We start from the raw sequence: 12231 nt of genomic DNA, 5'->3' as shown, positions 1-12231 counted from the left end.
GAGTTGCTGCCAGCACTTTTTGTGACATCTAAAGAATGGTACACAAGGAAATTGGGACTGGCTTTGTTATTTGAAGATGCCACAATGAAACTTGTTGTTTTAGATACAAAATGCCCGACTAGTTTAACGCTTTGGCAAACTGATAAAAATTTTTCTGTAAATATAGACACTGCTAGCTATCCTATCTTTAAAACGACTGACGCAGCTGCACTAAAGCAAGAGCTGGCAAACAGAGGAATTGAAGCAGGAGAAATCATTCAGGATGACTATGTAAAATATTTTTTCTTTTATGATCCTGATGGTAACATTCTGGAAGCTTGCGAGGCTTCAATAGTCTGAACTGGTTTTTTCTTATCCAGCATACTTATTTAACGTTTACTGATCCTATTCCCTGTTATCACCCGCTGCCGCTTACACTTAAACCGCTTCACCTCCTCTCCTCTCAATGCTGCATGCTTTGTTCCTCTCCCATTGGTTCGCTTCCGCCACATGCGAAAACTACTTGATTTCATTTCCCGGCGCATAAGCGCGATCACATCTTTCTCTTTCAGGCCAAACTGCATCTCGATCGCTTCAAAGGGTGTACGATCTTCCCAGGCCATTTCGATAATGCGATCAATGTCTCTTACATTTAAGATTGAGGCAGATACTTCAGGAGTTATTTCTTTTTGCATTTTTATTATTTCTGCATTTATCACTACAATATTTTACATCCGTCCACACCTTAGTCCATTTCTTGCGCCAGCTAAAGGCCCGCTCACACGCCAGGCATATTTTAGAAGGAAGATTCTCTTTCTTTACCGCTTTCATTGTTCGGGTTGGGTATCGAGGTTTTGTAAATAGTTTTCTGCATTGTTTAAATGAAGCTTTTGTTTTTCGGGAGGCATCTTATCAAAGCTGTTCACCAGCATGCCTAAGCGCGGATTTGACAAAAAGAAATTCCGGTGTACATGCATAAAGCGCCAGAAGAGTCCATCCCATACAGGTTGCCAATCCCCTTTTGCATGATCGCTCATCTTCATTAAATAATTACTTCCGCTTATATAGGGCTTGGTGGTCATCAGGCCACCATCGGCAAACTGGCTCATTCCATAAACATTTGGCACCATTACCCAATCATAGGCATCAATAAACATTTCCATAAACCAGCGATACACTTCATCGGGATCAAATTCGCACAGGAGCATGAAATTCCCCAGCACCATGAGTCTTTCTATATGGTGACAATAGCCGGTTTGCAGCACCTTTTTAATGGTGATGTCGATGGGATCAATACCTGTTGTACCCGTCCAGAAAGATTGGGGGATCTTCCGCTTGAATTTCCAGTAATTGGTGCTGCGCTGCCGGCTACCTTCCCGCGCATACACGATGTGGATGAACTCCCGCCAGCCCATGATCTGCCGGATAAAGCCTTCCAGGGAGTTTAAGGGGATATTGAATTCTTTGCCAGCGGCCAGGGCTTTGTCGAGAATCTGTTGCGGTTGCAGCAGACCGGTATTAAGCATTGGGGTGAGTACAGAATGATGCAGGATAGCTTCTTTGGCGACGATTGCGTCTTCATAAATTCCAAACTTCTCAAAGCGGTTGGTAAGAAAATCATCCAGCCAGTTTTCTGCATCTGAAAAGGTGACTGCAAATAAGCAGGGACTGGCGCTGTCGCCATAATTGTGAGGGAAATGCTGCTCTACATATTGCCTGGCTTCAGATACAAACTTATTCTCTGCAGGCAGTTGTATGACAGGGACCCTTTCCTTCTTTGGAAATTTCAGTCGGTTTTCAGCGTCATAGGTCCATTTGCCGCCGAGAGGTTTTCCATCTATGTCCAATAAGATATTGCGCCGCGACCGCTGCCAGGTATAAAAATCTGTTTGCAAATATTTCTTCTTCTTATTGAAATAATCTTCAACTGCGTGGGGGGTATTTATAAATGCCGGACTATCATAAATCTGCAATTTTATTTTATGCTTAGTGCATGCCTCCCGGATTCTTTTATGCAGCCAGTCATCGGCTACTGCCGCAATATGGATATCGGTTACATGTTGCTGAGCCAGGGTTTTTACTAATTGCCTGATATCATTTTCAGGAACTGTCGTTTCAATATAATTGACGGTAAAACCATTTTCCTGCAGCCAGCTTTCATAAAACTTCATACTGGCCCTGTGCAAGACCAGTTTCTGTTTGTGGAAGGTATACTGCCTGAAAAACAACCATTCTTCAACGAGGTAAACCGTGCTGCCTGGGGCTAAGGCAGGATGGTTTTGAAATAGCTGGTGTGGAAAAATGATCGTAACCGGTTTTGGCATTTGGATATAACCCACGGGATGCACTTTCGGTTGGGTAAAATGGAAAATTTCGAATAGTACGCTTTAGGTTTTTACAAATCGCAAGTAGTTCCAATACTACTACCTAAAACAATGTGTATTGTTTTCTTACAAATCGAAACTACAACACGCTTGTTGCAATGGTGGAACACGCCGAATCAAAATCCTCCTTCCCCCCTACTTTCAATTTGTAAATTTATCCTGCACCCCCAAAATCACAACCCTACTTCACCTACTTTCAGATTGTAAAAAAATCCAGTACCCCCAAAATCACAACCCTCCTTCACCTACTTTCAGATTGTAAGATAATCCTGCACCCCAAAAATCACACCCCTGCTTCACCTACTTTCAGATTGTAAAACAATTCTGCATCCGAAAAACCCCAAGCGCCTTTCCCCCACTTTTATTTTACTTTGGAACTATAATTTAATACGCTCACACCGCATTCAAATGCCTTTGCCTGTATTAATGTAAGGTGCTGGTATGCAGATACTTTATTAAAAATGGCTAACCCATTACCTATGATTACCGGATTTACAAAAAACTGATACTCATCAATCAAATTGCCAACAATAAGATCAGATACAAAATCTGCCCCGCCATATACAATTATATCCCCTCCATCCTTGTTCTTCATTTTGCTGATCTCATCAGCCAATTCCCCGGTGGCTAGGCCCGTGTTTTCCCAAATTGATTTTTCCAACGTTTTAGTAAAAACAGTTTTCGGCGTATCATTCATTTTCTTGATAAATGATGTTTCTTCACCAGCAGGCTCTTCAAGCCTCGATTTCCATGTTGGGATAAATCCCTCAGCCAGTTTCCTGCCAAGTATAATATGGTCCACATTTTCATGGAGCCGGGAAACATACTCCTTAAGTTGTTGATCCCAATTCCATGTCATCCAATCCATTTCACCATTGGGACCAGCACAAAAACCATCTAAAGTAAGCTGCATTTGAAGTTTCAATTTTCTCATCTTTTTAATTTTTATTTAGCCAAAGATCGAAAATGCATATTCTATACAAGAGGGGTAAATGAGACAAAAATGATGACGATTGCGACGATGCGCTTCCCCCCATCCTTTTATAGCGGAATGCTGTGTTTGCTGGCAACAACTTCTTCCAGGACGCTGATAATAATTTCAACATCCTCAGAAGATGAGCGCCAGTTCACAAATGCAGCCCTGATCCCCTTTCTTCCGTTAAAGAAAGTTGGCGTCATAAACACTTTATTACTACTGTTAATGCTCGCAAGTATATTATCAATCCTTTCAGCTGGTGCCGATCCTTTCAGTGTAAAGCAGACCGTATTTAACCTTATTTCAGCAAGTAATTCAAAATGCTTACTGGTTGTAATATAGTCCCCCAATTGAAATGCCCTTTCAATGCAATTCTCAACTATAGACTGGTAGCCAGTTTTCCCATAAGCCATCAACGTAAACCATGCTGGCAATGCCTTGAGCCTTCTTGAATTTTCCGGTAAAAAATTCATGTAGCTGAAATTCACAAGCGGATCCCCCAAATAAGGCGCATTGGAATTTTGAAAGGTATTAACCTGCAACTGCTGGTGTGAATGATGTATAAAAGCAACAGCACTCTCATAAGGCACATTCAACCACTTGTGACAATCCACTGCAATACTGTCCGCCTTCTCCCAGCCCTCAAGCAAATGAGCATAGCCAGGCGAACAAACCGCAAAGGCTCCAAAAGCAGCATCAATATGCCACCAGAATTTGTATTTTTCCCTGAGCGCGGAAACAGAATGCAAATCATCAAAATCAACCGTATTCACCGTTCCCGCACTCGATACCAGCAAGAATGGCTCACCATTTAACTGTTCAATTTTCTCAATAAGGCCATTAATGCAAACCGCCTCTCTATCTGCCGAAACCGTTTTAATCATTTGTATATTCCTGCTGCCAATACCCAGCATGGACAAACATTTTACGACCGAAGAATGTGCTGTAGCCGCCAGAATTTTTATACTGTCATCCATACCATCTTTTGCAATATCCTTCCCATACTGCAATCCCCACCATTGTCTTGCTGTTGCCAGGCCAGTGAAATTTGCCATCGTTGCACCACTTACAAATCCACCCCGGAATGTATCAGGCAAACGCAACAGATCTCTCAATAAAACAATTGCTTCAAGCTCTATCTTAACTGCTATACCAGAATGATCCTGCGCGGCAAAGGGAACCTGGTCATAAACAGCGGTGAGCCAGTCCCCAGCAATAGCAGCGGGAGTAGTGCCACCAATAGCGAAACCCAGATACCTTGGTCCGGATGTAGCAATAATGCCCGGCTCAAACTTTTGATTGAAGCGATGAATGGTTTCAAGAGTTCCTAAACCTGTTTCAGGGAGCGCTGAAAATGAGCCCGAATTATATTGTGAATTAGTGCTTCGTTTATTAATATCATTCAAATACCCGATGCTTTGCGTAACAACCTCTTCAAATATTTCTGGAAGTTTGTCTGAATCATGCTTCAATAAATCGATCATGGTTATATCAGTATATGGTTATATCAGTAAACGGCTTTATCAATGAAAGGTTCTTCTATTCTCCATCATTTCACCCACTTTATACTCAACAGCACTCTTGCTATTCTTTAGCGTTTCCATAATTGCCGCTCTTTCTTTTTCAGTCCTGTTCTGACTTAATTTATACTTTGCCTGGAGATCTGTAACCGTAACCTCAAAAGCAACAATCCCCTTAAGCATACCATCCCTATATTTTTCGGGAAGCTGGCTCCATTGCTGCTCATAACCTGCTTCATAATTGCGGATCGTTTTCTCTAACACCTCAATAGTCTTTTGCTTGTCATCTATAATCTCAACTTTACCATAGGCATGAACGGCAACATAATTCCAGGTTGGCACATTCAATTCCGTTTCATAATGGCCCGGCGAAATATAAGCATGTGGCTCAGAGAATATTACCAAAACAGTTTGTTGGTCTATCTCTTTCCACTGCTCATTTGCCCGGGCAAAATGAGCAACAAGAATAATTTTATCTTCTCTTTCCTCCAGTACAAACGGCAGGTGCGTGGCAACAGGAATACTATCCTGCATGGAAACGATCGTTGCAAAACTAAACTCCTTCATAAAGCTTAGAATCTTCGATAGATCTTCTTCTGAAAAGTGTTTTGGTATATACATAAAGAATTTAATCAAAAAAGAATGTATAGTTAATTGAGGGGGTTGGATTAACTTTTACTGGTTTCCCATCTGCTACAATCGAAATTACACCCAATCTTGCATGGAGACCTTTCCATATCATGGCCCTGAACCCAATATCGGCTGAAAATGCATTCATTCCTTTATAATCCCGATTTAGTCCTCTCAGATAACTTAACTGCATATAAAAAGAGGAAGGATTGCTCTTCTTTCCAATAGGCAGTAACCAATACGAGATTCCGGTCTTAATGAACTTCCAGGTTTTACCTGATTCAAATTTCGTCAGATAATACCCTCCATGCATTGAGATTGATCTGTATCTGTACTCTAAACCAATAGATGGATTCCTAAACAGGTTAATACTAAGCTCATGCTTTGAAAATTTATCCTGGGCATATATAGCCGGACTTATCATTGATAAGATCAATATACTTAAATAATAAAGGAATGTTTTCCTGTTCATCGTTACTTAACTTAATTTTCAAAAGCAGCTGATAAATCAGCCATCAGGGCTTTTGCATTGCGGTGTCTGATCAACGATACATTTTGTCCCGCCCAGTATGTTAGCAATGAATACTTCCCCTGTTCCACTGCCGCTTTTCGTAACGGTGCCATGAAAGTTGTTTGTAATGGAAAGGGAAGTACCTCAAACCTGTTACCCAGTTCGGCGGCAATGCTTCCGCTGATTCCTCTTGCCAGCCTGCTGGTAAATACCTTTGTAAGCGAAGTGTAGTTTGCCCTTTCTGAGAAAAGAACATCTCTATACTCTTTGGATGCGCCTGATTCTTCACAGGCTAGAAAAGCCGTCCCAACCTGCACCCCTGATGCTCCTAACTCCAGTGCTGCCTTAACTCCTTTGGCATCAACAATACCGCCTGCAGCAATTATCGGTTTCCGGATCTTTTCTGATAATTGTCGAACCAGGGAGAAGGTACCGTGTAATGAATCTTCCGCAGGATGGAGAAAACCGGGACGGTGGCCTCCGGCTTCAAATCCTGAGGCAATAACCAGATCAACATTTGCTTCTTCCAGCGCAAGGCCTTCATCGAGTGTAGTTGCGGCACCAATGGTTGTTATACCCTGTTTTCGGCATTCATCCAATATTTCTCGTGAAGGAATACCAAATACAAAACTGAATATTGCAGGCCTTAAACGAAGTAATGCCTCAACCTGCTCTTCAAATTTGCTATTAACATTTCCTGGTTTATCTGGAAGCGGAATATGCAGTTCATCAAAATAAGGCCTGAATAGATCAGCAATCGTATTGTATTCAGCGTCAGAAAGATTACCAGCTTTATCATCGGTATCATTCACCCATAAATTAATATTGAAGGGCCTGATTGTTAGTTCCTTTATGTGGCGCACAACTGAAACAATTTCATCCGGCTTAAGTTGATAGGCACCATAACCACCAAGGCCACCCGCATTAGATACGGCAGCAACCAGTTCGGCGGAAGACAAGCCTCCGCCAAACGGTCCCTGCAATACAGGATATTGGATCTTTAAAAGGTCCGATACAATGTTCTTTTGAAACATATACATAGATTTAGCTTAGAGGGCTACTTTCCTGTGTCCACATTCGTGAACATTTTATTTACAATAACCCAGTTCCCATCAATCCTGCTCATAGAAATGTAATCGTAATAATTGTACCCCAGCATCGGAACATGAAGCTTAACACTGGCGATCTCGTTCAATACTTCAACACCCAGGATCTTCATACCGAATTCTTCACCAAGGTCATTTGGACTTTTCCGGTTGCTTACACCCAGCAGGTAATCCTGCAGGTTTTTAAAATATGGCTGTCCGTTAATATCGCCAAACAAGAGGCATTGAGGGTGAAATGCAGTTTCCAGTTTTTTTACATCACCATAAAATATTCCATCAAAATAATTAGTAATGACAGCCTGTATTGCGCTTATATCCTGTTCAAACATAAGTTCCCTGTTTAGTTTTTTTTAATCTGTCCCAAAAGCTTTTCTGCCACCAGTTCTGATGATTGCGGATTCTGACCGGTAATTAAGTTGCCATCTTCTACAGCAAACGAACTCCAGTCGGACCCTTTCACATATACAGCACCTCTTTCTTTCAATTTACTTTCCAGGGGGAAGGGTACAATCTTAGTAAGTTGCACGGCATCTTCTTCTGTATTGCAAAAGCTGGTGATCTTCTTACCATTTACCAGATAATTTCCGGAATTATCCTTTACGTTAACCAATGCGGCCGGACCATGACAAACAAAGGCTACTGGTTTCTTGCTGGCATAAAATTGCTGGATAAGGTGGATGGAATTTTTGTCTGTGGCGAGGTCCCACATCGGACCATGTCCCCCCGGATAAAAAACCGCTGCAAAGTCATTGTGTTTTACAGCAGAAAGCTTTTGTGTTGATGCCAGAACCTTCTGCGTTGGAGCATCTTTAAAATAGCGCTTAGTGGCTTCCGTTTGGAAAGAGGGCTCATTACTCTTAGGGTCAATAGGTGCCTGTCCGCCGTTTGGCGTTGCTACAACTACTTCATAACCTTTGTCAGTAAAATAATAGTAAGGCGTTGCAAACTCTTCGATCCAAAAGCCGGTAGGTTTCCCGGTATTACCCAGTTTATCATGGGATGTTAATACAAATAGGATCTTTTCTTTCTTGGTAACCTGTGCTTTTGCTGCAATACTAAACAGGCTGAGTGCTATTGTGAGTGCGAGTATTAATGTATTTTTCATTTGTTTGATTTTATTGTTTGTTGAAGATTAATTTAACTAAGGTGATGACCAGCTACATGGCCTCCATCAACATTGATGATTTCACCGGAAATGAAATTGCTGTTCACTACAGCGTAAATAACTTCTGCAATATCTTCCGGTTCGCCAATTCTGTTAAGCAGGTGAAGGGCGGCCAGACTATCAGAATCATCCACACCAATTTTCCCTTGCAAGGGACTTCGGATAATTCCTGGAGCTATTGTATTCACGCGGATGTTTTGCTTGCCAAACTCAGCCGCTAATTGAACGGTAAGTGCATGGATAGCGCCTTTACTTACAACCGGTGCAGTAGCCGGAAACCCGCCGATTGCATGATTCACCAGGACTGTCCCGATATTTAGAACCGAGCCACCGCCGGCGTTCAGCATCTCTTTAATGGCCGCCTGGGTAGTGAAGAAAGTTCCCTTCAGGTTAACGTCAAAGTATTTGTTGAGGTCATCCTCATCAACGTCTAGAAAACCCTTTGGTGAAAACTGCCCGGCGTTATTAATGAGAACATCAACAGCTCCGAAATACTTAAGGGCAGTTGCTACCATTTCTTCGCCAACGGATTTTTTACTAACATCACCCACAACCAGTTTAACATTTGCGGGAGATCCCAATTCCTTATAAGCATTATCAAGGTTTTCTTTTGTTTTGGAATTCATTACAACATTCCAGCCCCTGTCAACAAAATGCTGGCTGATGGCTTTTCCGATGCCGGTAGAGGCACCGGTAACGATTACTGTTTTTTTACTCATTGTTTAATTTTTAACTCATTTCATTTTTGAAAGAAGAATTTCTGTGACCTGCTCCCCTGCCATTCCCCAGTTATCAGTATCCACTTCATTTATGACAACATGGGTGAGATGGAAATCCTTATTGAGCACATCCTTTAAAAGTTGTGTCACTCCTTTTATAAGTTGTTGCTTTTGTTCTTTTGTAACGCCATCGCGGGTTACGCTAATCTTTACGAAAGGCATGGTTAATTGATTTACTTACTCAGCAAAATTGCGGTGGTGGTGATGGCGAGGAAATAGACAAACGAGCAGAAGACTTGCACTTTTGAAATGAACAGCTTAATTGTGCAAGTGAAAAGGCATTTTGTGCAAGCCGGAATATTTTATGATCAGTTATCTTTACTTAATAAGAAATTCTCAGGCGACATGAAAAGGAAAACAGAAGCCCCGGTTTTTGCTATAGGCGATAATTGTGCTGATAAAAATATCAGCAGTATTAAAGTGGGGGCATTTTCTGAGAAAGCATGTGTAGCTGCAGAGTTCCAGGAGGGGCATAGGCAACAATACTATGAGATCCTTTGGCTCAAAAGCGGAAGTGGTAATCATGTGATCGATACCGTTAGTTATCCTTACGCAGGTTCTGTACTATTTATGTTGTCGCCCGGGCAGTTACACCAGATCCATCCGGTTGAAAAAGGCGAAGGGCATATCATAAAATTCACCGCTTCATTGTTCTCTGACAACCGTGACCTGGATGAGTATTTAATTAAGACGGGGTTGTTTGACAATATACAATCGGAGCCGCTGATAAAATTGAATGCATCGATTCATACGGTACTGGAAGATGTGCTTAAAAAAATGGAGGCTGAGTTCAACACGGAAGAGGACGACAAAGAGAAAATAATGCTGGCTTATCTCAAAATACTACTCACACATATAAGCCGGCTGAAGAAAATAAATATAACAAGGGAGGCGGCGGAAATTGATGTGAATTTTTCCCTGTTTCAGAAATACAAAGTTGAGGTAGAAAAAAACTTCAGGAGCGAGCATAGTGTGCAGGCTTATGCAAAAAAGCTACTGACGCAATCAAGAACGCTGAATTCACTGTCGAAAAAGTATACTGGTAAGACTGCCGGGGATATTATTACAGACAGGATCATGCTTGAGGCGAAAAGGGAGCTATACTACAATACAAAAACTATAAAGGAAATCGGGTATGGACTTGGCTTTGATGATCCTGCTTATTTCACCAGGTTTTTTAAAAAGCAAACTGGAGTATCGCCCCAGGAGTACAAGCAAACTTTCTTCTCCAATTTGAACAATTTACCGGCTAAAACGGTGGCGATGTAATTTTTTTTAGTTCCCATTTGCTATCCATTACTGTTGGGGAATTGGTCATTCGTGACAGTTGACCGCGTGGAACTCTGCAAAAGAGGCCGGCGAGTGCGCCAAAACAGGTCATTCGTGCCATACTGCGGGTGCAATTCGTGACAGTTTACAGGACTATTCCCGTACTGCGGCAGGGGTTTCCATAGTGTTTTAGGAGGGTTTTTATAGGGTTTTTATAGGGTTTTTATAGGGTTTTTAAGAACCATCTAGGCACTCTCTCGGCACTCTCTCGGCAGTCTCACAGGTTTTTGCGAAAATTAGCCTTTGTAGGCTCCCCGTCATCCAAACATTACTTTACCATAGCCAGGAATTTTGGAATAAATATTATCGGTGAGACAGTAACAAGAATAGCAAGTTGCAGTAGGAATTCCAAATGAAATTCGCGGGTGGTATGATTTATGGCGCAGGAGGTATTAAAACTGGCGCGGGAGGTATTTTGGGGGAGGGTAAAAATAAGGGTGGTGCCACTGAACGGGGGAAAATGATCTTTAGAGCGCTCCCTGGTTATAAGTCGGGCTCCTTGGAAAAGCTTTTTCATCCTCATCTTGCTAAAAATTTACAAATCGAAAGTACGGGGACAATTGGTTCATATAACAGAGTACATTGATTTCTTACAAATTGAAAGTACAGTAACAACTGGTACCAATAATACAGTGCATTGAAATCTTACAAATCGAAAGTAACTACCGCCGCTGAATATCAACATCCCTCCTACACCTACTTTCGAATTGTAAATAAATCCAGAACTCGAAAAAGAACATCCCTCCTACATCTACTTTCGATTTGTAAAATTACCACGCACCCGAAAAACCTCTCCCACTAGCAACTATTTTCGAATTGTAAAGAATTAACATTGAAGCATAATAAAACGCAAAAACCTTAACCTAGATCAATAGTTTTTCTTAATACAGTTCATTGGAGGGAGCCTGTCTGCCAGCGCATCTTTGCGGTATAAATTATTAAAACCTAAAATAATGAATACCAAATTCCTGATTGCACCGCTTTGTTTCGTTTTGGGGATCTCATTTGGCGCAGCGGCCCAAAGCACAGTGAACAGACAACAATTAAAGCTGGGTAAACAAACTTTCGAGCTGCATAATGTTACAGGAGAAATAATCAAATTCCAGGGTAAGGATGTTCTAAAAATAGAACGGGATCTCACTGCTATCCCTTTTGACAGCACTAATATTGAGGCGACAGTTGACGAGCCACACTATGCCAGGCTTGCCGGCCTGGACGATTTTGAAAATGGAACCATAGAAGTGAAAATGTATAGCCAGCTTCAAAATCCGGCGCCCTATGCAGGAATAGCAGGATTTATTGGACTATTCTTTAGGGTGACAGCAGACGATTCGGCTTTTGAGAGCATTTATGTAAGACCAAAAGTTGGCAGGATCAATAACCAGCAATACAGGAATCATGCAGTTCAATACATATCGTATCCACATTATAAATTTGACACATTGCGAAAGATCGCCCCATTCAAATATGAAGGCTCCGCCCCTGTTGCATTAAATGAGTGGATCACCATGCGGATCGAAGTGAACGGAGAAACGGCCGAAATGTTTATAAATGATATGAAATATTCTACTTTCATTGTTGACAAAATGCTCGGCAAGAATAAAAAAGGCGGGATCGGACTGTATGTGGATATTGGTACGATTGGGTATTTCAAAGATTTGAAAGTAACAAAGAAAGCATTGAAACAAAAAACGAAAACCGGCGAGAAAGTGACCGACATTTAACATCGACCTGCAATAATAATGGAACCCAAGACTGGAAATTCTGACAGAAAAGAAATTGGCTGGACGTAAAATGGAGATGTCATTTGCACATAATAAGCCCAGGAAATGGGAGTGTAAAATAAACTGTG

General features: G+C 41.6%; 15 protein-coding genes. 3 read left to right on the top strand and 12 right to left on the bottom strand.

Going from position 1 to position 12231, the window contains the following annotated elements:
- Window positions 1-339: VOC family protein (locus HY58_RS19655; protein ID WP_039135524.1), on the top strand; the 339-nt coding region annotated here is incomplete at its 5' end.
- A 29-nt stretch (window positions 340-368) separates the two neighbouring features.
- Here the strand turns inward: HY58_RS19655 and HY58_RS18200 are convergent.
- From HY58_RS18200 to HY58_RS18150, 12 genes are all read right to left on the bottom strand, one after another.
- Window positions 369-674, bottom strand: a complete 306-nt coding sequence (locus HY58_RS18200; protein ID WP_039135522.1) for a TIGR03643 family protein — start codon at window positions 672-674, stop codon at window positions 369-371.
- Complete coding sequence (locus HY58_RS20055; RefSeq protein ID WP_072037651.1) at window positions 652-810, bottom strand: DUF2256 domain-containing protein; 159 nt, start codon at window positions 808-810, stop codon at window positions 652-654. The genes HY58_RS18200 and HY58_RS20055 overlap by 23 nt, the downstream gene beginning before the upstream one ends.
- A complete protein-coding gene (locus HY58_RS18195; protein ID WP_253271606.1) occupies window positions 807-2318 on the bottom strand; it encodes a cryptochrome/photolyase family protein in 1512 nt (503 codons plus the stop codon). The genes HY58_RS20055 and HY58_RS18195 overlap by 4 nt, the downstream gene beginning before the upstream one ends.
- Before the next feature lie 406 nt (window positions 2319-2724).
- Window positions 2725-3297: a dihydrofolate reductase family protein gene (locus HY58_RS18190; protein ID WP_039135520.1), complete on the bottom strand. Its 573-nt coding sequence runs from the start codon at window positions 3295-3297 to the stop codon at window positions 2725-2727.
- 107 nt (window positions 3298-3404) lie between these two features.
- Window positions 3405-4823: a pyridoxal-dependent decarboxylase gene (locus HY58_RS18185; protein ID WP_039135519.1), complete on the bottom strand. Its 1419-nt coding sequence runs from the start codon at window positions 4821-4823 to the stop codon at window positions 3405-3407.
- A 39-nt stretch (window positions 4824-4862) separates the two neighbouring features.
- Complete coding sequence (locus tag HY58_RS18180; protein ID WP_039135518.1) at window positions 4863-5480, bottom strand: FMN-binding negative transcriptional regulator; 618 nt, start codon at window positions 5478-5480, stop codon at window positions 4863-4865.
- A gap of 7 nt (window positions 5481-5487) precedes the next feature.
- Window positions 5488-5961: a hypothetical protein gene (locus HY58_RS18175; protein WP_039135517.1), complete on the bottom strand. Its 474-nt coding sequence runs from the start codon at window positions 5959-5961 to the stop codon at window positions 5488-5490.
- Between the two features lie 11 nt (window positions 5962-5972).
- Entirely contained in the window at window positions 5973-7034 is a 1062-nt protein-coding gene (locus HY58_RS18170) for a nitronate monooxygenase family protein (protein ID WP_039135516.1), read from the bottom strand.
- Between the two features lie 23 nt (window positions 7035-7057).
- Entirely contained in the window at window positions 7058-7435 is a 378-nt protein-coding gene (locus HY58_RS18165; RefSeq protein ID WP_039135515.1) for a nuclear transport factor 2 family protein, read from the bottom strand.
- Between the two features lie 11 nt (window positions 7436-7446).
- A complete protein-coding gene (locus tag HY58_RS18160; protein WP_082022220.1) occupies window positions 7447-8211 on the bottom strand; it encodes a type 1 glutamine amidotransferase domain-containing protein in 765 nt (254 codons plus the stop codon).
- A gap of 32 nt (window positions 8212-8243) precedes the next feature.
- A complete protein-coding gene (locus HY58_RS18155) occupies window positions 8244-8990 on the bottom strand; it encodes an SDR family NAD(P)-dependent oxidoreductase (RefSeq protein WP_039135514.1) in 747 nt (248 codons plus the stop codon).
- Window positions 8991-9005: 15 nt separating this feature from the next.
- Window positions 9006-9212, bottom strand: coding sequence for a 4-oxalocrotonate tautomerase family protein (locus HY58_RS18150; protein ID WP_039135512.1), 207 nt, complete (start codon window positions 9210-9212; stop codon window positions 9006-9008).
- A 183-nt stretch (window positions 9213-9395) separates the two neighbouring features.
- On the opposite strand from HY58_RS18150, the gene HY58_RS18145 reads away from it, so the two are divergent.
- Together HY58_RS18145 and HY58_RS18135 are read left to right on the top strand one after the other, a co-directional pair.
- Entirely contained in the window at window positions 9396-10319 is a 924-nt protein-coding gene (locus tag HY58_RS18145; protein ID WP_172644685.1) for a helix-turn-helix domain-containing protein, read from the top strand.
- 1013 nt (window positions 10320-11332) lie between these two features.
- The gene (locus HY58_RS18135; RefSeq protein WP_052324284.1) at window positions 11333-12103 is read left to right on the top strand and encodes a family 16 glycoside hydrolase; all 771 of its coding nucleotides are present in this window, start codon (window positions 11333-11335) and stop codon (window positions 12101-12103) included.
- Window positions 12104-12231 lie beyond the last annotated feature (128 nt).

Origin of the sequence: Flavihumibacter sp. ZG627, assembly GCF_000814325.1 — a bacterium.
Taxonomy (GTDB): Bacteria; Bacteroidota; Bacteroidia; order Chitinophagales; family Chitinophagaceae; genus Flavihumibacter.
The sequence above is the reverse complement of the archived record's forward strand: the minus strand, read 5'-3'. Positions and strand labels throughout refer to the sequence as shown.